General features: G+C 63.8%; 19 protein-coding genes. 7 read left to right on the forward strand and 12 right to left on the reverse strand.

Annotated features, from left to right (window positions below; all coding sequences use genetic code 11):
• Nucleotides 1-91: 91 nt before the first annotated feature.
• Nucleotides 92-397, reverse strand: a complete 306-nt coding sequence (locus tag NO877_RS00295) for a hypothetical protein (protein ID WP_256394298.1) — start codon at nt 395-397, stop codon at nt 92-94.
• Nucleotides 398-738: 341 nt separating this feature from the next.
• Here NO877_RS00295 and NO877_RS00300 point away from each other — a divergent pair, with 341 nt between their 5' ends.
• Nucleotides 739-1068: a hypothetical protein gene (locus tag NO877_RS00300; protein ID WP_256394299.1), complete on the forward strand. Its 330-nt coding sequence runs from the start codon at nt 739-741 to the stop codon at nt 1066-1068.
• Between the two features lie 134 nt (nt 1069-1202).
• On the opposite strand, the gene NO877_RS00305 is transcribed toward NO877_RS00300, so the two are convergent.
• The 3 genes from NO877_RS00305 to NO877_RS00320 form a co-directional block, all read right to left on the reverse strand.
• Nucleotides 1203-1850: a dolichyl-phosphate hexose transferase gene (locus NO877_RS00305; protein ID WP_256395158.1), complete on the reverse strand. Its 648-nt coding sequence runs from the start codon at nt 1848-1850 to the stop codon at nt 1203-1205.
• A 187-nt stretch (nt 1851-2037) separates the two neighbouring features.
• Nucleotides 2038-3657, reverse strand: a complete 1620-nt coding sequence (locus NO877_RS00310) for a GMC family oxidoreductase (RefSeq protein ID WP_256394300.1) — start codon at nt 3655-3657, stop codon at nt 2038-2040.
• Nucleotides 3654-4160, reverse strand: coding sequence for a gluconate 2-dehydrogenase subunit 3 family protein (locus tag NO877_RS00320; protein WP_303646861.1), 507 nt, complete (start codon nt 4158-4160; stop codon nt 3654-3656). Before NO877_RS00320 ends, NO877_RS00310 begins: the two co-directional genes overlap by 4 nt.
• A gap of 169 nt (nt 4161-4329) precedes the next feature.
• Between NO877_RS00320 and NO877_RS00325 the strand changes: the two genes are divergently transcribed.
• Complete coding sequence (locus NO877_RS00325) at nt 4330-5961, forward strand: ABC transporter permease (protein WP_256394301.1); 1632 nt, start codon at nt 4330-4332, stop codon at nt 5959-5961.
• A 68-nt stretch (nt 5962-6029) separates the two neighbouring features.
• On the opposite strand, the gene NO877_RS00330 is transcribed toward NO877_RS00325, so the two are convergent.
• Both NO877_RS00330 and NO877_RS00335 read right to left on the reverse strand, forming a co-directional pair.
• Nucleotides 6030-7112: a S1C family serine protease gene (locus NO877_RS00330; RefSeq protein ID WP_256394302.1), complete on the reverse strand. Its 1083-nt coding sequence runs from the start codon at nt 7110-7112 to the stop codon at nt 6030-6032.
• A 54-nt stretch (nt 7113-7166) separates the two neighbouring features.
• Complete coding sequence (locus NO877_RS00335; RefSeq protein WP_256394303.1) at nt 7167-7754, reverse strand: DUF7978 family protein; 588 nt, start codon at nt 7752-7754, stop codon at nt 7167-7169.
• Between the two features lie 186 nt (nt 7755-7940).
• Here NO877_RS00335 and NO877_RS00340 point away from each other — a divergent pair, with 186 nt between their 5' ends.
• The 3 genes from NO877_RS00340 to NO877_RS00350 all read left to right on the forward strand — a co-directional run bounded on the left by NO877_RS00340 (nt 7941) and on the right by NO877_RS00350 (nt 11183).
• Nucleotides 7941-8912, forward strand: coding sequence for a phosphoadenosine phosphosulfate reductase family protein (locus NO877_RS00340; RefSeq protein ID WP_256394304.1), 972 nt, complete (start codon nt 7941-7943; stop codon nt 8910-8912).
• Between the two features lie 73 nt (nt 8913-8985).
• Nucleotides 8986-10428, forward strand: coding sequence for an aldehyde dehydrogenase family protein (locus NO877_RS00345; protein WP_256394305.1), 1443 nt, complete (start codon nt 8986-8988; stop codon nt 10426-10428).
• Between the two features lie 38 nt (nt 10429-10466).
• A complete protein-coding gene (locus NO877_RS00350) occupies nt 10467-11183 on the forward strand; it encodes a diphthine--ammonia ligase (RefSeq protein WP_256394306.1) in 717 nt (238 codons plus the stop codon).
• Between the two features lie 100 nt (nt 11184-11283).
• On the opposite strand, the gene NO877_RS00355 is transcribed toward NO877_RS00350, so the two are convergent.
• The 3 genes from NO877_RS00355 to NO877_RS00365 all read right to left on the reverse strand — a co-directional run bounded on the left by NO877_RS00355 (nt 11284) and on the right by NO877_RS00365 (nt 14682).
• Entirely contained in the window at nt 11284-13083 is a 1800-nt protein-coding gene (locus NO877_RS00355; RefSeq protein ID WP_256394307.1) for a methyl-accepting chemotaxis protein, read from the reverse strand.
• A gap of 301 nt (nt 13084-13384) precedes the next feature.
• Nucleotides 13385-14056, reverse strand: a complete 672-nt coding sequence (locus NO877_RS00360) for a metal-dependent hydrolase (RefSeq protein WP_256394308.1) — start codon at nt 14054-14056, stop codon at nt 13385-13387.
• The gene (locus NO877_RS00365; protein ID WP_256394309.1) at nt 14056-14682 is read right to left on the reverse strand and encodes a metal-dependent hydrolase; all 627 of its coding nucleotides are present in this window, start codon (nt 14680-14682) and stop codon (nt 14056-14058) included. Before NO877_RS00365 ends, NO877_RS00360 begins: the two co-directional genes overlap by 1 nt.
• 129 nt (nt 14683-14811) lie before the next feature.
• On the opposite strand from NO877_RS00365, the gene NO877_RS00370 reads away from it, so the two are divergent.
• The gene (locus NO877_RS00370; RefSeq protein ID WP_256394310.1) at nt 14812-15615 is read left to right on the forward strand and encodes a TrmB family transcriptional regulator; all 804 of its coding nucleotides are present in this window, start codon (nt 14812-14814) and stop codon (nt 15613-15615) included.
• Nucleotides 15616-15639: 24 nt separating this feature from the next.
• On the opposite strand, the gene mptA is transcribed toward NO877_RS00370, so the two are convergent.
• From mptA to NO877_RS00385, 3 genes are all read right to left on the reverse strand, one after another.
• Nucleotides 15640-16572: a GTP cyclohydrolase MptA gene (gene mptA, locus NO877_RS00375; protein WP_256394311.1), complete on the reverse strand. Its 933-nt coding sequence runs from the start codon at nt 16570-16572 to the stop codon at nt 15640-15642.
• Nucleotides 16573-16677: 105 nt separating this feature from the next.
• Nucleotides 16678-17097, reverse strand: a complete 420-nt coding sequence (locus tag NO877_RS00380; protein ID WP_256394312.1) for a DUF7124 domain-containing protein — start codon at nt 17095-17097, stop codon at nt 16678-16680.
• A 45-nt stretch (nt 17098-17142) separates the two neighbouring features.
• Nucleotides 17143-18381, reverse strand: coding sequence for an NAD(P)/FAD-dependent oxidoreductase (locus NO877_RS00385; RefSeq protein WP_256394313.1), 1239 nt, complete (start codon nt 18379-18381; stop codon nt 17143-17145).
• A gap of 165 nt (nt 18382-18546) precedes the next feature.
• Between NO877_RS00385 and NO877_RS00390 the strand changes: the two genes are divergently transcribed.
• Nucleotides 18547-19143, forward strand: a complete 597-nt coding sequence (locus tag NO877_RS00390) for a DUF6149 family protein (RefSeq protein ID WP_256394314.1) — start codon at nt 18547-18549, stop codon at nt 19141-19143.
• Nucleotides 19144-19225: the final 82 nt, after the last annotated feature.

Here is a 19225-nt window from a genome sequence, read left to right on the forward strand (position 1 = left end):
CTTGAAAATATATTTTTGAAAACTATTCGTCCAGCGGATATCATCTAGCGACAGTCGACAGGAGTCCCTCCCCCGAGAGACTCGGCTGCGACTACTCCGTTGTTTCGGCCGTGGTGTGGTCTGTAAGCCGTTCCGGCAGTACGGAGAGATCGAATTCGTCGATCTCCGGCCCCCGGTAGTAGACGATCAGCGACCACATGCCACAGGCAGCAAACGAGCCGAACGCCGAGAACTCCATCCCCATACTCAGAAAGGTCAGCGAGTAGACGAACCCGATCACCATTGATGGAACGCTTGTTGCCCGTGGAACACACGCCGCTGCGTTCCGAATCGTGGGTGCCAAAAACCCGACCGACAGCAGACTGCCCGCCAGGAATATCATATCTTGCCACACCATTATCTGTCCCCCTCCGCCCGAACTATTGTCATCCCCATTTCAGACATTGCATCTTGTGACAGTCCCTATTCACGGTTAGGCAAACCGGACATACTACTAGCCCGGCACGCGACAACAGGGGCTAGCTTTATACCCGTTATATTATCCATGATAGAGAGGGCCGGTCGACGTAGTACCACATACGTCTCACCTGTAGTCGTTTCACTGGCGAAGTACTGGTGTTCGTCGACCGTGTTTTCGCTCGACAGACGCGCAGTGGATGCCAGACTGCGAACGCGTATATTGTAGAGTCAATAAATCGATCCCCAACCTCTTTGGGACCTCTCTTACATATCTTTCTTATGACTCTTCAACAGTTCCTCACCCGCGAATTCAACCTCCAAAACGCCGGTTTCTCTCTCGCTTGGATCTTGACCCTCGTCCTCCTTCTCCCCGTTCAACTCGCTTCCATTATCGTCTTTGACTCTACCGGGCTTGATACCATTGCACCCGACCTCGTCTTTACGGTTGCTGTCCCTGCAGTTGTCCTCACTTTGGCCCCTACCGTTATCGCATATCGTCTCTACACCCCCCGAGCGGCACACGCCACCGCCGCCGTCGCTTTCGTTGCCTTTGGCCTCATCGCTGCGTATACGGTGCAGTTCTACGGAATGTGTGGGTTGGGCTGTTAACCGCCATCCGCTGAAAACGTCTCTGAATTCCGTTCCGCTCTGTAGATAACGTTTTGCTGCATCCAGACTCTAAGTCTTGCAAACCACCTCTGTGAGTAGTATTCCGTTTTTAAATAGTCGACCCGCTCTTCCGACTACCGGAACCGCTCTTCGAGACAGACCTTCACGATCGACTTTGCGATCGCTGCGCCGCCCTGGATCGGATCGAGCTTGGTCTCCCCGGCCCGCTCGCGGTAGGCGATCGGCTCCTCCCGGATCTCGTAGCCGCGCATGAGCGGTCGAATGAGGAGTTCGGCAGAGAGCCCGGTGTTTTCGGTCCACTCGATGGACTCGATGACCTCCTTGCGGTAGGCCCGCATCCCCGTGGTTGTGTCGTGGACGCGCGTGCCCATCAGCACGCTCGCAATCGCGGCGAAGGCCTGATTGCCGAACCGATTAAAGCCGGGCATCGCCGCCGCGCCGTGGTAGAGCCGGTCGCCGCTGACGACATCCGCGCCGTTGTTGATCTCCTCGAGGAACTCCGGCAGCTGCTCCATCGGATAGGTGTCGTCGCAGTCGGTGGTAACGACAACGGGACGGTCCGGTGCGCTGATCGCCGCGCTGACGGCGACGCCGTACCCCTGTGGCTCCTGTTCGATCACGCGGGCACCATGCTCGCGGGCGATCTCCGGGGTTCGGTCCGACGAGCCGTCGACACAGACGACCTCGGCCTTCCCGTCAGTGATCTCGTTGATATCCGAGACGACCTTCTCGATCGCCGCCTCCTCGTTGTAGGTGCCCATTACGACGCTCACGTCGTCGAAGGTGAACTCCGCCGCCGACTCCTCGTCGGTCGTGTCTTCGGCCGTTGCCGCGCCGTTCGTTCGTGTCTCGATACTGTCTGCCTCAAACGCACCCTGACTCATTACCCGTCGTTTCGACCGCTCCGGTTTATACTTTTAGGTTTACCTAAAGCAGCGCTGTGAGACGCTACAGCGCCTCGTCGACGCCCTCGGCGCATTTCAGCGCGAGGGCGGCGATCGTGAGGGTGGGGTTCATCGCCCCGCCGGTGGGGAAGACGGAACTGGAGGCGATCCAGCAGTTGTCGAGGTCGTGGGTCCGCAGGGAGGCGTCGACCACGCTCTCGCTCGCATCGTCGCCCATTCGAGTCGTCCCCATGTGGTGATAGGCCGGGCCGGTCTCGTCGGGGCCGACCTGCCAGGTGATCTCCGCGCCCAACTCGTTGAGGATTCGCTCCTGGATCTCGTTGGCGCGCTCGATGGTTCGCAGCGCCCGGTCGTCGACCGTCCAGTGGACGTCCGGCACCGGATTGCCGTGGGCGTCCGTTTCCTCGCGGCTGAGGCCGATGTAGCTGTCGGCGCTGGGGATCGACTCGACCAGCCCGCCCATTGCGATGTGGGTGCCGTACTCGCCGCGAAGCCGCTCCAGGAGGGCGTCGCCCCAATCGTCGCCCGTGAGCGCTGACTCGACCGGCGACGGACCGGCGTAGTTGAAGAACTCCAATTTGAAAGGTCCCACCTCCTCGTCGGCCTCGTCGTAGAACTGGTGGCTCTCGCTGGTGAGAAATCCGATGTAGCCCTGTCGGGTCGGCTCGTCGAGCACGCCGCCGGTGCCAGCGAACAGGTGGTCCATGAAGAATTTACCAACAAATCCGCTGGAGTTCGCCAATCCGTCGGGGTAGTGGTCGGATTCGGAGAGCAACAGCAGGCGGGGTGTTTCGACGCCGCCCGCCGCGACCACGAACTGCTCGGCTTCCTGCCGGTACTCGCCGTCGGGAGTCACATACTCGGCGGCGGTAATCGCGTCGGCGTCGTGGGCGAGCCGCTGGACCGGCGCACGGTCGATGATCGTCGCGCCCGCCTCCTCGCTCCGCTCGATGTGGACGGTCGCGTCGTATTTGGCCCCCGAAGGACAGACCGGCTGGCAGGTGCCGTAGCCGACACACTGGCTGCGGCCGTCGTAGGACTCGGAGTTGCGGGCGTTCGGCACCGAGTGCATCGCAATCCCGAGTTCGTCGCAGGCCTCCGCAAACAGGCTGTCACTGTAGGAGGGCTGGAACTCCGGCATGGGACGGGGCTGCTGGCGCGGCGGCCCGAAGGGGTTGTCGCCGCCAGCGACGCCCAACTCGTCTTCGGCCGCGGCGTAGTAGGGTCGGAGGTCCTCGTAGTCGATGGGCCAGTCGACGCCCACACCGCGCTCGCTCTGGGAATTGAAATCGGCCTCGTGGAGCCGCATCACCATCCCCTGCCAGTGGAGCGTCGAGCCGCCGACGCCCTTTACGCGGGCATGGTTCAAGGGATAGAACCGCTCGCCGGAGTTCGAGTGGGCGTCCCGTTCGGGGTCGCTCTCCCAGACGGCGGGCCGGTCGTAGAAGGGGCGGATCGCCCGCTCCTGTCGGGCCAGCCGGTCGCTCGGATCGAACCGCGGCCCGGCGTCGAGGACGACCACCTCGTGGCCCGCCTCGGCGAGCCGACTGGCCACCAGCGCGCCCGCCGGGCCCGCGCCGATCACACAGACGTCTGCCCCCTCGACCGGCGTTCGGTCGGCCGACCCCACGCCGGTGTCGACGTTCTCGGCGGCCCGGCTCACGCCTCCGGCCCCCGCTGGTAGCTGTCGAGGCCGCCCGCGTGACCCTGCGGGTTCTCGATACCGACCAGTTCGCCGCCGGTCGGCGAACTGTAGAGGGCCAACAGCAGCTCGTTGACGACGTAGTAGCGAATCCGTTCGGCGGGCGTGCCGTCGGGGTCCTCCTCGGCGGCGGCCACACCGGCCTCCTGGAGCACCGAATCGCGATCGCCGACAGCGAGCCCAGCGAAGCGGTCGCCGTACCACGACTCGGCCCGCGTTTCGAGGGCGTCGACGGCCGCCCGGACCCCCTCGGCGTGTGGTCCCTCGTCGAGCCGCCCCGCGAGGAACGTCTCGACGAACTCGTCGATCCCTTCGACTGCCGAAGGGTACAGCACCTCAGCGGTGGCGACCAGTGCCTCCTGGACCGATTCGTCGCTGGCGTCCTCCTGGAGACACCCGGCCCCCGCAGTTCCGGCTCCGAGGGCGCCGAGGGCGGCCACCGCGTCACGTCTCGTCAGCTCCATGGGCGGATTAGGCAAACCTAAACCTTATATCCGTTGGAACTGGATCGGAAACTGATAGCGGTCGGAATCCGACAGGGTTAGCCCGTCGGGTGGCCGATCCGTAAGTAACACTCCGTCGACGACCCGGCCCATCGCTGACCGCCGACCGTCGACGCTCCCTCTCCAGACAATGACTGCTCTCGACCGACTGACGACTACCGACGACGATCCGGATGCCCGGCCGCTCGGCCTGACGCTGTTGGCTGGCGCGGTCGCGGCGAGTATGATCCTCCCACTGACGTGGCTGTTGTTCGAAGCCACGCAGGTCGATCCGACCCGGGCCCGGGAGCTGCTCGTCCGTCCGTCGACCGTCGAGACGGTCCTCAACAGCCTCCTGTTGATGGGCGGTGTCACTGTCTTCTCAGTCCTGCTTGGGGTACCACTCGCGTGGCTCACCGTCCAGACGGACCTCCCGTTCCGGCGGTTCTGGTCGGTTGCGGTCGCCCTGCCGCTGGTCGTGCCGAGCTATATTGGAGCCTTTACGTTCGTTTCGGCGTTCGGCCCCCGCGGCGAGTTCCAGTCGATCCTCCAGCCGCTGGGCATCGAGCGGCTGCCGGAGATCTACGGGCTGCCGGGGGCGATCCTCGTGATCACGCTCTACACCTATCCGTACGTCTATCTCACCGCCCGCGCGGGACTGCTCTCGTTCGATTCGACGCTGCTTGAGGCCGCCCGGAGCCTCAACCACGGCCGCTGGGCTGCGTTTCGGAAGGTGACGCTTCCGCACGTCAGACCGGCGGTCGCCGCCGGGGCGCTGCTGGCGGCACTGTACGCGGTCTCGGATTTCGGCACCCCCGCAATCATGCGGCTGCCGGTGTTCACCCAGCAGATCTTCGTCGAGTTCCGCTCGTTCAACCAGGATTACGCCTCTCTCCTGTCGCTCCAACTGCTTGCTATCGTGCTGGTTGTCCTCGCGCTCGAATCCAGGATTCGCCCCGACGACACCGTCCACGGCGATGGCGGCGACCAGTCGGGCGAACCGCTGATCGAACTCGGCGTCTGGCGGTGGCCCACGACCCTGTTCCCGGCTGCGGTGACGGGGCTCGCATTGCTCGTGCCGATCTGGATTCTCGGCCTCTGGCTCGTTACCGCCGATCTCGCTGCCCGCCCCGAACTCGCCTTGCGGCTGGAGTACGTCACCAACTCGCTTTTCGTCGGGGGGGCCGCGGCGCTGCTGGCCGTCCTCGCCGCCCTGCCGGTGGCGTACTTCGCCGCCCGCGACGACTCGCTGCTCTCGTGGCTCTTTGAACGTGCGACCTACGTCGGCTTCGCCGTCCCGGGGGTCGTTCTCGCGCTCGCCTTGGTCTTCTTTGCGACGGGCTACGAGACCACCGTTTCCGAGCTCCCGGTCGCCCCGGCGCTCTACCAGACGCTGCCGCTGTTGGTGTTCGCCTACGTCGTCCGGTTTATGCCGCAGGCGGTCGGCTCGATCCGAACCTCGACGCTCCAGGTCGACCCCAAACTCGTCGAGGCCGCACGGAGCCTCGGCCACTCCCCGGTTCGGGCGTTCCGGAAGATCACGCTGCCGCTGGTGACGCCGGGGATCGTCGCCGGGGCAGCCCTCGTGTTCCTGACGACGATGAAGGAGCTTCCGGCGACGCTGATCCTCCGACCCACCGGCTTCGAGACGCTCGTTACTATCGTCTGGCGCGCCCAAGACGACGCCTTCTTCCAGTATGCGGTGATCCCCTCGGTGCTGTTGCTCGCGGTCTCGGGACTCTCGATGATCGTCATCCTCCGACAGGGCCGGGACGGCCTGTAACCCGGTGGCCGACAGTCGGTTCCGACACTGGCCGCACGGTCATATGAAGCGTATTCAGCTACTGGCGGTTACGACGGCCGGGCTCCGAGCTCGACGGAGACCGTCCGGCGCTGGCCCTCCCTGATCAGTTCGACCGCGACCGTCTCGCCCGGCTCGGTCTCTAAGGCGATATACCGCAGGAGGTCGTGGTCGGTCTCGATCCGGGTGTCGTTGATAGCGACGATCACGTCGCCACCCGCTGGCACCCGCTGACCGTTGACCGTTTCGGCGCGCTGTGGGCCGCGAATCGTCCCGGCGGCCGGACCCTCGCTGTCGACGCCCACGACCACCGCGCCGCTGGTCTCGTTGAGATCGTTCGCGGTTGCGATGGCCGGAACGACCGTCCGCGTCTCGACGCCGAGATACGGATGCGTGTAGGAGCCGGTCTCGATCAGCGAGGGGACGACGCGGTCGACAGTCGCCGCCGAGACGACGAAGCCGATGTTGTCGCCGTCGGCGCGGGCGGTGTTGACGCCGAGGACTCGCCCCTCCCGATCGAGCAGCGGCCCGCCGCTGTTGCCGGGATTGATCGCGGCGTCAGTCTGGATCGCATCCGGCACCAGTGGCCCGCTCGGCAACCGAAGCGAGCGGTCGACGCCGCTGATCGTCCCGGTGGTAATCGTTCCCTCAAGTCGGCGCGGCGATCCGATGGCGACCGCTGGAGCCCCCTGCTGTGGGGATCGATTGGCCGTCGACAGCGGCCTCGCTGACGCGGGGAGGTCATCGATGTCGAGGACCGCCAGATCGGTTCGGCGGTCCGAGCCGACGACGGTCGCCCGCCGCCACTCCCCGCGGGCTCCGAACTTCACCTCGACGGTCTCCGCGCCGTCGATCACGTGATGGTTCGTCACCAGATGTCCAGCGTCGTCGTAGACGAACCCCGAGCCGCTCGAACTCCCCGACTCGCCGACGACGTAGACGGTCACGACCGAGTCGATCGTCTCCGTATACAGCCGCTCGCTGTCGATCGGCCCGTCGGTCGCGGTGGGTCCTTCGACGGTCGGGCTTGGCGTAACGAGCCCGGAGCCCACGAGAACACCGGCGGTCAGCCCGCTACAGACGACGGTGAGGACAACGATCGCTACCAGGCCCTTCGGCGTCGACCAGTTCATTACGGCTGTCTATCAGATGGGACAACATAACAGTGCTGACGACCGTTGGTGGGGTCAGTTTGTGGGCTGGTTACGGCTCCGGGCTTCGAGCAGTCCGCCGACCGCGCCACCGCCGCCAGCACACACCAGCGGATAGACGATCCCCGCGAGCACGACCGCAGCCAGGAGATCCGGGCCGCCTGTGGTACCACCGATCGAGACCTCGAACAGGAAGCCACCCGCGGCCACGGCGAGCAGATAGCCCGGCACGACCGTACTGCCGATGAGTGCGCCTGCGGCGGGGGTGTCGACGGCGCGATACCGTGCCAGTCCCAGTCCCGCGGCGAACAGGAGCGCCACCGGAACGAGATACAACAGGGTCGTAAATCCTGCCTCGCCGCCGATGTAGCTCGTGGTCCGCGAGCCGACAAGCGGGATATCGCGGATCACTGTCTCGACCAGATGGGCATTGTAAAACACCCAACCGACCAGCTCGTAGGTCGCCGGTTGACCGTCGAGTGCTTCGATGATTCGGGCGAGTCCCGACTCGCGGACGTTCGGCGCGACGAGCAGGTAGGTCGTCACGAAGCCAGCGATCCAGGAGGCGATTCCGGCGACCGTCCCCGAAAGGAGGTCGCTGCCGGAGGGCTGTGTTGCTGTCATCCCTTGATGATTCGGACCGACAGGTAAAACGCCCACGACGATGACGGCGAATTAGTCCCAATTGGTCCCGGTGTCGGTGGTACTGGTAGCAACCCGACCTCCGTGCTTTGCGTTCGGCGTCAACAGATAGCATACTAATCGAAAGCCACAAACCATTTATTTCGGCTAATTATATCTAATTACACGATGTCAGCAGACTTTCCCGACTATCTCGACGTCGACTACACCGACGGCGAAGGCGAAGACCCGGTCGACTATCCGTCGATCCCGGCCAAAATCGAGAAGGCGATCGAAGTGACGAAGGCGGGGCTCGAACAGTACGAGAACCCGGCGGTCATGTGGACCGGCGGCAAGGACTCGACGCTGACGCTCTACTTCATCAACGAGGTCGCCGACCGATTCGGCTACGAGAAGCCGACCGCAGTGTTCATCGACCACTACCAGCACTTCGATGAGATCACCGACTTCATCGAGCACTGGGCCGACGAGTGGGACATTGACCTCGTCTACGCCCGCAACGAGGACGTGGGCAGCTACGCCGACGAACACGGCCTCGAACCCGGCGACGACATCCCGGTCGAGGCGCTCTCGGAGCACAACCAGCACCACATTCGGGAGATCCTCGAATACGAGGAGGACAGCTTCCCGTTCCTGCTCGATACCTACGTCGGCAACCACCTGCTGAAGACGGTCGCGCTCAACGATGCGCTCGAGGAACACGGCATCGACGGCGTGATTTCGGGTGTGCGCTGGGACGAACAGGAGGCCCGTGCCGACGAGACGTTCTTTAGCCCGCGCCACGACCCCGACATCTACCCGCCGCACGACCGCATTCAGCCCATCCTCCAGTTCGACGAGGCCGACGTCTGGGAAACGTTCTGGAACTTCGTCGTGCCGGACACCGTCGAGGCGTTCCCCGAGGACGGCTACGTCCCGCAGTCGGCCGACGACCTCCCCGAAGGCGTCGACCAGGACGACGTGCCGATCTCGCCGAAATACTTCGCCGGGTTCCGGAGCCTCGGCAGTGAAGTCAGCACCGAGAAGACGACCGACGAGCCAGCCTGGCTCCAAGATCTCGACAACACGACCGAACGCGCGGGCCGCGCCCAGGACAAAGAGGACCTGATGGAGCGCCTGCGCGATCTCGGCTACATGTAGGTCACGAAATCGCGATGCGGCACGATTAACCAACAGCGCAACCTTTTTTCCTAATCTCGAAAACACTGACTGAATGTCAGAATCGAGTCTATCTCAGCGGGAGGAACTGTACATTGACGGAACGTGGCGCGACGGAGACGACACGATACCCGTTCGGGATCTCGCGGCCGACGGGACGGTCGGCGAGATCGCGGCGGCCGATCCCGACCAGGCCACGGCGGCGTTAGCGGCCGCCGAGCGGGCCGAGTCGGCCATGCGGGAGACGACGCCGGTCGAGCGTGCCGACTGGCTGGAGTCGATCGCCGACGAAATCGAGGCCCGCGCCGATGAGCTCGTCGACACCATCATCCGGGAGGCGGGCAAACCGATCTCGTCGGCCCGCGGTGCGCCCGCGGCGGCCGCCAAGCGGTTCCGCCGTGCAGCGGCCGAGGCCCGCGATCTCTCGGTCAATCACGGCGAGTACCGCGAGGGGTCGACCGCTGGCCACGAGGGGTGGCGGGCGATCGTCAAACCCGAACCGATGGGGACGGTCCTCTGTATCTCGCCGTACAACTACCCCCTTCAGACGACCGTCCTGCAGATCGCCCCCGCGCTGGCGGCGGGCAACAGCGTCGTGCTCAAACCCTCCTCGAAGACGCCGCTGACCGCGGCGATCCTCACCGACGCGATCACGACCGCCGTCGATCTGCCCGACGGCGCGTTCAACTTCGTTCCCGGCCGCGGCAGCGAGATCGGCGACACGCTGGCTGGCGACGACCGGGTCGACTCCATCGCCATGACCGGGTCCTCGGGGGCTGGCCAGCATATCGCCCGCGAGTCGGGGATGGTCAACCTCGTGATGGAACTCGGCGGCAACGCCCCGGCGATCGTCTTCCCCGACGCGGCCCTCGAAGACGCCGCCGGAGCCTGTACGGCGGGGTCGGTCAAGTTCGGCGGCCAACGCTGTTCGGCCGTCTCCCGCGTGCTGGCCCACGAGTCGGTCCACGACGAGTTGGTCGACCGGATCGAACGCTCGATGGACTCGTGGGTCGTCGGCGATCTGTTCGACGAGGAGACGGATTTCGGCCCGCTCATCGACGCGGACCACGCCGAGTACGTCGACGAACTGGTCGACGAGGCCATCGATGCGGGCGCGGACCTCGTCTGCGGCGGCGAGCGTGACGGCGCGTTCTACGAGCCGACGCTGCTGGCAAACGTCCCACACGACGCCCGGATCATCCACGAAGAGCAGTTCGGGCCCGTCGCCGCGGTGACGAGCTTCCAGGAGGAATCCGAGGCGATCGAGCTCGCCAACGCCGGTGAGTTAGCGCTCGATGCGTCGGTGTTCACGACCGACCACGACCGGGCGATGCGGGTCGCCGAGGCGGTCGACGCGGGGTCGGTCCGGCTCAACGGTGCGCCTTCCCACGGCCTGGGTGACGTTCCCTTTGGCGGCAACGGGGCCTCGGGAATCAACCGCGAGGGCATCCACTCGACCATCGAGCAGATGCTGCGGACGAAATCGATCATCCTCTAATCAAAGCCGGTATTACGACGGCAGGCCTGAGAGACGGTATGACAGACGACTGGGTCAGCCTCTTTTCGGGCGGCAAGGACTCCTCGTGGGCGCTCTATCAGGCCCTCGAAGACGGACTGAACGTCTCGCGGCTCCTGACGGTCCACCCTTCCGAAGAGTCGTATATGTACCACGTCCCCGAGACAGGGCTGGCTCGGCTTGCGGCCGAAAGTATCGGGATCGAGCTGGTCGAGGTCGAGCCGGGGGATCTCGAAGCGACTGCTGCCACTGATTCGGCCACACAGGGTGACGCCGAACTTGAACCCCTGGAGGCCGCCCTCGTCGACCTCAGCGACGAGGTCGATCTCGCAGGTGTCACGGCGGGGGCGATCGAAAGCGAGTTTCAGACCAGTCGGATCCAGGCAATGTGCGACCGCCTCGGCATCGATCTGTTCGCGCCGCTGTGGCAGCGCGATCCCGAACAGCTGGCCGCCGAGATGCTGGAGGCTGGCTTCGAGATCACGATTCTCCAGGTTGCGGCCTACGGTCTCGACGAATCCTGGCTCGGTCGCACCCTTGACGCTGCGGCGATCGCCGAGCTCCGCGAACTCAACGACGAGTACGGCGTCCATCTGCTGGGCGAGGGTGGGGAGTTCGAGACGTTCGTGACCAACGGCCCGCATATGTCCCAGCGGATCGACCTCGAATACGACACCGAATGGAACGGCAACCGTGGCCGGATTCGGATCACGAATGCGGAGTTAGTCGGCGAGTAGCTGACCTGTCTTCTCGGACAGGGTGCCGTGATACTCTTGAACTGGGTTGATTCTCTCTGAAGATTCCCCGGCAAAAATGACCTGCTTGCTTGGATGACGCCTACTGTCGACGATCCTGTCCGCCATCGGTGGCTGCCGGAGTCGTTGTCTCCGCCTCGGCGGCTGCTTGTGCGGCTCCCTCAGTGGTCTCAAATGCGGCAGCCTCGTCACGAAGTGCTGCAGCACGTTCGGAGAGCTGTTGAACACGCTGTGTGACTTCTGCGAGCGAGGCCGCCTGTTGTTCGGTTGCTGTCGAAACGTTTGCCGCATCAGTGGCCGTTTCGTTGCTCAATGTGAGTGCCTCCTCGACCATCGCTGCCATCTCCTCCGATGACGCTGCTTGATCGTCGGTGGCACTCGATATTTCAGCCATACCGCTTTCGGCTTCAGTGATCGTCTCGGCAATCTCGTCGAATACCTCGATCGTTGTATCGATCGTCGCCGCACCCTCTGCGACCTGCTCGGTCATCTCATCGATACTGTCGACGGTCTCGTCAGTGACTGACTGGGCTTCGGTGATCTGTTGTTCGATCTCGTTGGTCGCAGCCGAGGCATCTTCAGCCAGCGATTTCACCTCGTTGGCAACAACCGCAAACCCGTCGCCAGCCTCGCCAGCCCGTGCGGCCTCGATCGAGGCGTTCAGTGCGAGCAGGTTCGTCTGATCGGCGATCTCGTCGATCATCTCGATGATCCCACTGATTTCGGCCATCTTGTCGTCGAGCGTCTCGATCTGGTCGGCCACCTCATGTGCCTGCTGTTCGATCGCATCTACCTGTGCCGTGGCGTCCGATGCGTGCTCCCGACCCGTCTCGCTTCGGTCGACTGCCGTTGTCGCTGTCGCCGAGACTTCTTCTGCCGACGACGCGATCTCCTCGATCGTCGCCGACATATCGCTCATCTCTCCGGCCACCGTCTGGAGCTGGTCGTTCTGTGAATCGGCCCGCCGTGCGACGTCTTCGACTGATCGAGCGACGTCTTCACCCGCCTGCTCGATCTCGCTGACGCTGGTCGTTACCCCGTCGCTCGCCTCCGAGACGTCCATCACGAACGACTGGATCCCGACGACTGTCTCTTCCCACTCGTCGACCATTCTGTTAAACGACTCCGCGATTTTGGCCATCGCCTCGTTGTCGACGTCCTCATCGAGCCGTTGTGTCAGGTCGCCGTTGGCACACGCCGTAATGACGCTGCCGTAGGAGTCTGCCAACTGGGTGTTGAGCTCGGCCATTCGCTCGCGTTGGTCTTCGATCTGTTGCCGCTGTCTTTCGGCTTCCCGACGCTGTTTGTCGGCCTTTTGGCTCTGTTTTTCTATGTCCGCTTTGGCCTGCTTGACGTCTGCGAGCTGGGCCTCGATCTCGTTTCGCGCGACTGCCAATGACTGCCACTGGACGAGGATCGCGACCGAAAGCATGCTGACGAACACCGCATGAATCCCGCCCCAGACAACCGGTTTCGCCATCGCTGCCGGGTGATTGTACACGGTGAACCATTCAATCAGCCCGAAGACGCTGTGCTGTGTCGCGACGTAGCCGATCGCGACACCGAACGGAACCCAATCCTCGTAGAGCGCAACGACCCCGACACCGACGAAGTAGAGAAAATGCGCTTCGATAAAACCGCCAGTGAAATACGCTAACACCGCAGCCGTGGTCATGAACCCGGCCGAAGCGAGTGATGTTCGTACCCGTCGAGGGAGCATTGGAACCGCCGCAACGCCGAGGAGCACCGCAATCAGCCCCACCCCGACCACCGAATGGACCAGCTGGATCGACGGCAGTTCAGCCCCAGTTACCGACTCGACTCCGGTGAGACGGCTCACCGCGAAAATAAACGGGAGGAATAGCGCGGTCGTTAGCAGCACACCTCGATGTCGATTTTCGAAGGCGCTGTCCGAAATACGGCTCCCATCGGGGGTATTCCCAATAAATCGCCGTAGCTTCACGCCGATTTTAGATCCAGTGGTCGATACCATACGAAACGACAACAACATTTAGGATGTTAAATACCGCTGTATATGAATTAAAAAATGGTTTTTAGCTACAAAATCGGACATATGGTAAATTATGTAATTTATTTGTACATTTGTTGTTTTGCTGCTGTCAGGTCACCTCCCCTTCGTGTGCGTATTTCAGCTGGTGTGTATATCTCGAAGTCCTGACGGATCAGCTTTCTTTGGTCCCCTTCGGCGTCGACTGCACTCGTCGCGCCAGCAGCGTGAACGCGCCCACGACGAGGAAGTACAGTTGCCAGCCGCCGACAGCGATGGGGAACCGGCGGTCGACCGGTCCCTCACTGGGCTCTTTCGAGGGCTGGACCGGACTCGACACGTGAGTGGTCGCTGTCGTCCCACCACCTCCGGCGTCGACCTGCTGGCGGCCGGTCTCGGGGTCGACCGCGACGTCGACGAACGTCTGGACGACCCCCTCGGTCGCGGAGTAGTAGAGCTCGCCGTCGAGGCTGAAAAACTGATCGACCAGCGGCCAGGCGATGTTGATCCCCGAGAGATGCGCCCAGTCGAGGCCGAGATGGGCGAAGGTGTGGACGAACACACCGACCCACGCGAGCCGGACGCCGGCGGCTCCCCACCGGCCCCGAATCCAGGAGCCCTCCCGGCTGGTATCCCAGTAGACGACACCGGCGGCCACGACCGACGTGAACAGGGTGTGGAACACGGTGCGATGGGCGCCGTCCATCACCAACCCGAGGGCGGTATCGAGCTCCGGAAACAGCACGATCCCCAAGATGATCGCCAGCGCCCGCCGGTCGTAATACTCCCCGAGCAGGCCGACCGCCACTAGGAACGCGACCGCCGCATGGACTGTCGAGGTCGGCATTAGCGATCACCCCGCTCGACCAGCCCTTTCGCCGGAATCGCCGCCGCAGCCGTCAGGACGACGATCGCCTGCCAGCCCGACTCGATGAGCCGGAGGCGACGCTCCTCGCCCGCCGGCGTCCACCACGAGCCGACGGTGTGGCTCTCGACGGTGCCGGGCGAGGCCAGCCCGAGCCAGCCCTCACCGATGTCTACGTACGTCTGGACGAGTCCCTCCTGTGTCGACACCACGAGCTTGCCGACGACGGCGTAGTAGCGGTCCGACAACGGATATAACAGGGCGACGGCGTCGGTGCTGAACAGATCGAGGCCGATCCCCGCGACGGCGTAGGCGGCGACGGCGACCCACGCGACCCGAACGCCGTACCAACCACTCTGAGCCCGCAGCCACGACCGCTCGCGCCGTTCGGTCTCGTAGTACAACAGCCCGGCAGCCCCGACGGCGACGAACGCCGAGTGCAGCGACGCGTTGGCTGCCCCCACCCCGAGGACAGCGAGGATGGCGTCGGCATCCGGGAGTCCGGCCGCGAGGGCGACGACAGCAAGCGAGCGGCGGTCGAACGCCGCCCCCAGGAGCCCGACCCCGAGCAGCACCCCAACGGCAACGCTGAGGAGTGTTGGTGGCATTATCGAACTCCTACACGTATGTCGTGTTAAATTCGTAGGTCTCCGTCGGGCGGCTCTGGCCCGGCTCCGGCTTCGATCGAGTCAATAAACTGCCGATGTGTTTTTATCAATGGAACAAAGACTCACGGTATGCCAACGCTCCGCGATCTTGGGCTTTCTGAGTACGAAGATAGAGTCTATCGGTCACTGCTCCAGACGGGTGCGACAACGGCCAAGGAGTTGTCACGAACGAGTGAGGTCCCGATGGGCCGGATCTACGACGTGTTGAACAGCCTCGAACAGCACAGTTTGGTTCGCTCTCAGGCCTCGGGGCGGCCGAAAAAGTACGTCGCGGTCGAACCCGAGGCCGCTCTCGATCGGCTCCTGGAGGCCAAAAAGCGCGAGCTCGACGAGCAGGCCGACCGCTACGAGGAGATCGTCGAGACGCTCGTCGAGGAGATCGACACCGGCGAGCCGGTCGACGACACGTTTTGGACCGCCGCCGTCGGGCCGGATGAGACGCTCGAACTCCTGCTCGAACGGATCTCGGCGGCCGAGGATGAGCTGATCTACGTCGCTGGCTCGTCGGCCTCCGGCATCGATCTCCGAACCGTTACCGACCGCGTGGTCGACGCGCTGGAAGCGGCCCTCGAACGCGGCGTCGACATCGATCTCCTGTTGAAACCGGCGCTGGTCTCCGAGCTTCCGGTCGAAGACACCCAATGCTACCACGACCGCTTCCAGCAGTACGAGAACTTCGAGGTCCGGATGCTCGAATCGGTCGACGGCACCTTCGCGCTCCTCGATGGAGTCGAGATCTGTATCGAGGTCCCGAACCCGCTGGACCCGACCGAATCGTTCGCAATGATCAATCTCAAAGACGCCACCTTCGCCACCGATATTCGCGAGGAGTTCGCCCCGCGGTGGGAGCGTGCGGACTCCTTCGAGTTCTAACGTCCCCGGCGGCGTCTCGGCCAGTTAGGCCTCGCCGTTGAGTTCGGCCCGCAGCTGACCGAGGGTGACTTCGCGTTCGGCGTGGGCGTTGTGCTGGTGGATCGACTCGTCGTTGGACTGTTTGATGTGGATGACCGCCGAATCGTCGAGGTGGTCGAACTCCTCGACTGCGCCCTCGGCGAGGGCACGCACACAGTCCTCGACGAACTTGGCATCGGAGTGGGCCTCGAAGGTCATGTGGTCCTCGTCGGGGCGCTTGGCCAGATTGTAGATCCGCGCGCTCATCGAATCCCGGGCGATGTCGATGATGTCCCGGAGGTCGACGTCGGGGCTTCCCTCGCTGGTCACCGTCAGGGTGGCGTGGCCGCGCTGGGAGTGGCCCGGCTGTGGGACCCGATCGAGGAATTCGTCGATCGTTTCGCGGTCGACATCGAGATCCTGGAGCTCCTCGCGGGCACGGGATTCGGACATTCCCTGCGAGCAGGGACAGACGGTCATCCCCGTCACTTCCGCGCCGATCTCGGCGTGGGTCCCCTCGTCGGTGGCGGTCGCACTGGCGATGATCGTCGCGGTGTTCTGGGTCTGTTTGTCGCTGGCCGGGGTTTGCTCCTTGGTGATCAGCTCGGCGGTCATCTTGACTTCGGCGGTCGAGGTGTAGTCGTGCTTCTCTAAGAGCCGTTCGGCGGTGTTGCCGCAGACGTCCTCGACGCGGTAGGCCTCGGCCTCGGTGGTCTCTTCGAGGATCTCGTCGATGACCTCCATGTTGCGGCTCATGTCGATCCCCTTGCGGCCGCCTGGCAGGTCGACGAACACTTCGAACTCGGCCATCAGGACGATCGGCCGCTTCCCGTTGCGGGCGAGTTTGACGAGTTTTTCGACGCCTGTGACGCCAACTTGGCTGAGCCCAACGGCGACCTCGGGTCGGCTGGCCTGCACGTCAGGGAGCTGATGACTCATTGGATACAATTGGTGTGTGTGCTGATTAGGACTTTCGGTCGGCGAAACCACTGCAGCTACCGTAGGCCCCACAGAACTAGCGTCTAGTCGTCCCGTCGACTGCAGTTAGGGCCAGTCGTCGCGGGTCTCCTCGTCGAAGTACTCCTCGTCGCTCTCGTCGTCGGCCAGCTCCCACTCGGCGGCCTCGGCGGCCTGCTCCAGGGGGAGGTACTCCCAGCCGGTTTCCTCGGCGATCGCCTCGTCGTCCTCGGAGGTGCCGATGAAGACGTGGCGGTCGGTGTCGAACTGCTCGGCGACGTTCTCTAAGCTTTCGGCGACACCGCGCGGTCCCGAGAAGAAGTCCTGGCGGACGCGGTGTTTCCGTGTGAAGTTCGTCACGACGTAGGTCGGCTTCTCGCTGACGACGCCGACGTACTCCGTCCACTGTCGGGCGTCGTTGAAGACGACGTTGGGACTCGCCAGTGTTTCGAGCGCATCGAGTTCGAACGCCAACGTCATCTCGCCGCTGTCGCTTCCTCCGTCCATATCCGAGATACTCTACGACCGCCAAAAACCGCTTCGTTTCGGCCGTTACTGTTCTTGGGTCGGTGCGATGTCGTCGGCCGAGAACTCCTCTTTTAAGAGGGCCTCTTTTTGATCGCCAACGAACGTCTCCTCTCGCATGAGCTGTTTGTAGCCGCTCTGGGGGGCGAGATCGCCGATCAGGACGCCGCCGACGATCTTGCCGTCCTTGATGGCGAGCCGTCGCCACTCCGTCTCGGAGTACTTTTTCGAGACCGAGTCCTCGCCGAGTGTCGGGTGGCCGAACGAGAGGAACGGGAAGTCGAAGTGGGTGATCGAGTACGACGACACCCAGCGGAACTCGTCGCTTTCGGGCTCGATCATGTTTTTGGCCGCGATGGTGCCCTGTTCTTTGGCCGACCCCCACGAGCCGTTCTGGGCGTGTTCGCCCAGGATGACGTCGTAGTAGCGCGTGAGGTCTCCCGCCGCGAAGATGTCGTCGGCGCTGGTGCGCATATATTTGTCGACGACGACGCCGTCGTCGGTCTCGATCTCGAAGTCCTGGAGCAGTTCCAGATTGAAGTCGAGACCGATCGCGATGCCGACAAAGTCGGAGTCGAACGTCTCTCCGTTGGGATCGACCGTGGAGACGACGTGACCGTCGGCGTCGGTCTCGAAGTGGTCGACGCCGCTGCCGAAGACCGGCGTGACGCCGCGTTCGCGCATGGCGTCGTGCATGATTTCGGCGCCCTCCTGATCGAGCGCGTAGCGCCACCAGGAGTCGCCGCGCATCAGGTAGTTGGCCTCGACCTCCTGGGCCCCGCAGATCGCTGCGAGGTCGATTCCCAGGAGGCCTGCACCGACGATCGCCGCGGAGTCGGCGTCCTCGATGTCCTCGCGGATGTTGCGGGCGTCCTGGAACGTCCAGAAGTGGTGGATGCCGTCGGCGTCGCTGTTCTCGACCGGCAGTTGGGTCGGCGTGCCGCCGGTCGCAATGAGGAGTTTGTCGTACTCGTATGTCTCGCCGTCGTGGGTCGACAGCGTGTGGCCGTCGGGGTCGATGTTGGTGACCAGCGTGTTGAGCTCCAGATCGATCTCGCGGTCGTCGTACCAACTTTCGTCGTGGATCGAGATCGGCGCTTCGGGGAGCTTGCCCTTTGCAAACTCCTTGATCAGGATGCGGTTATAGAGGGCTTCCCCTTCGTCGGTGATGACAGTCACGTCGGCATCGGGGGCCTCCTCGCGGAGCGTCTCCGCCGCAGAACTTCCCGCGATCCCGTCGCCGATGATCACGTACGACTCGGTCATACCCACGCGTTCGTAGTCAGGGCTAAAGTGGGTTGCTATCGCCCGGAACGTTCGTGACAGAGACTCCCACTGGCTCGTTCCCCGCTGTGGCCCGCACTGACCGGCGATCCCGACCGGCCGCCGACTGTCGTGGCCTTCAAGACCGTTGACACCCTACTGTGGGCCATGAAACTCCGACAGAACCTGCGTCACTGGGCGGCCAAGAAGGCGCTGACGACCCCGGTCGTCAAGGACGTGGCGAACGACAAACTGGTCGACCTCCACACCAAGATTTTCCTGGAGAAGGCCGACGAGTCGGCCCGCGAAGCCCGGCGCGCCCACCTCGATGGCTTCTTCGATGCGACGATGGACACCTACGTCGCCGCCCTCGAAGCCGGGCACAGCGAGGCTGAGGCCCGCGAGATCACCCACATCCAGGCCAACTTCGATTTCTTCAACCACGGCTGGACCGAGATGATGGAGATCCCCGCCGACGAGTTCGAGGCCCACTTCCGGCGCTACGAGGAGTTTTTCAAACGCTACGGGATCTCGGTCGACGACCCGCTGGGCGACCTTTCGCCGGTCGGCGGCGTTCCCTCGGCCCCCGAAACACCGGAGAAACGCGACGGCGCGGACTACGAAAACGCCATCGAAGGCTTCGCCGCCGACGTCTACGTCCAGGACGACTCCGGGACAGTCCACCGCGGCGGCACCGACGAACCGAGCGCGGTCGACCCCAGCGACGCCCCCGGCATCGACGAGGCCGACGTCGCCGACAGCTAACTCCCGGCGACGTCCGGAGGAGCTGTTGCTGTCGGTGAATTCATAATTCTCATGTTGAAATATCATACTCTGAGAGAGCACA

Origin of the sequence: Halohasta litorea, from assembly GCF_024494645.1 — an archaeon.
Taxonomy (GTDB): Archaea; Halobacteriota; Halobacteria; order Halobacteriales; family Haloferacaceae; genus Halohasta; species Halohasta litorea.

Bases quoted from the DNA above. Each gene is read 5' to 3' on its own strand.
- NO877_RS00295 (WP_256394298.1), bottom strand. From the start codon at position 397: ATGGTGTGGCAAGATATGATATTCCTGGCGGGCAGTCTGCTGTCGGTC.
- NO877_RS00300 (WP_256394299.1), top strand. From the start codon at position 739: ATGACTCTTCAACAGTTCCTCACCCGCGAATTCAACCTCCAAAACGCC.
- NO877_RS00305 (WP_256395158.1), bottom strand. From the start codon at position 1,850: ATGGGCACCTACAACGAGGAGGCGGCGATCGAGAAGGTCGTCTCGGAT.
- NO877_RS00320 (WP_303646861.1), bottom strand. From the start codon at position 4,160: ATGGAGCTGACGAGACGTGACGCGGTGGCCGCCCTCGGCGCCCTCGGA.
- NO877_RS00325 (WP_256394301.1), top strand. From the start codon at position 4,330: ATGACTGCTCTCGACCGACTGACGACTACCGACGACGATCCGGATGCC.
- NO877_RS00330 (WP_256394302.1), bottom strand. From the start codon at position 7,112: ATGAACTGGTCGACGCCGAAGGGCCTGGTAGCGATCGTTGTCCTCACC.
- NO877_RS00335 (WP_256394303.1), bottom strand. From the start codon at position 7,754: ATGACAGCAACACAGCCCTCCGGCAGCGACCTCCTTTCGGGGACGGTC.
- NO877_RS00340 (WP_256394304.1), top strand. From the start codon at position 7,941: ATGTCAGCAGACTTTCCCGACTATCTCGACGTCGACTACACCGACGGC.
- NO877_RS00345 (WP_256394305.1), top strand. From the start codon at position 8,986: ATGTCAGAATCGAGTCTATCTCAGCGGGAGGAACTGTACATTGACGGA.
- NO877_RS00350 (WP_256394306.1), top strand. From the start codon at position 10,467: ATGACAGACGACTGGGTCAGCCTCTTTTCGGGCGGCAAGGACTCCTCG.
- NO877_RS00360 (WP_256394308.1), bottom strand. From the start codon at position 14,056: ATGCCGACCTCGACAGTCCATGCGGCGGTCGCGTTCCTAGTGGCGGTC.
- NO877_RS00365 (WP_256394309.1), bottom strand. From the start codon at position 14,682: ATGCCACCAACACTCCTCAGCGTTGCCGTTGGGGTGCTGCTCGGGGTC.
- NO877_RS00370 (WP_256394310.1), top strand. From the start codon at position 14,812: ATGCCAACGCTCCGCGATCTTGGGCTTTCTGAGTACGAAGATAGAGTC.
- mptA (WP_256394311.1), bottom strand. From the start codon at position 16,572: ATGAGTCATCAGCTCCCTGACGTGCAGGCCAGCCGACCCGAGGTCGCC.
- NO877_RS00380 (WP_256394312.1), bottom strand. From the start codon at position 17,097: ATGGACGGAGGAAGCGACAGCGGCGAGATGACGTTGGCGTTCGAACTC.
- NO877_RS00385 (WP_256394313.1), bottom strand. From the start codon at position 18,381: ATGACCGAGTCGTACGTGATCATCGGCGACGGGATCGCGGGAAGTTCT.
- NO877_RS00390 (WP_256394314.1), top strand. From the start codon at position 18,547: ATGAAACTCCGACAGAACCTGCGTCACTGGGCGGCCAAGAAGGCGCTG.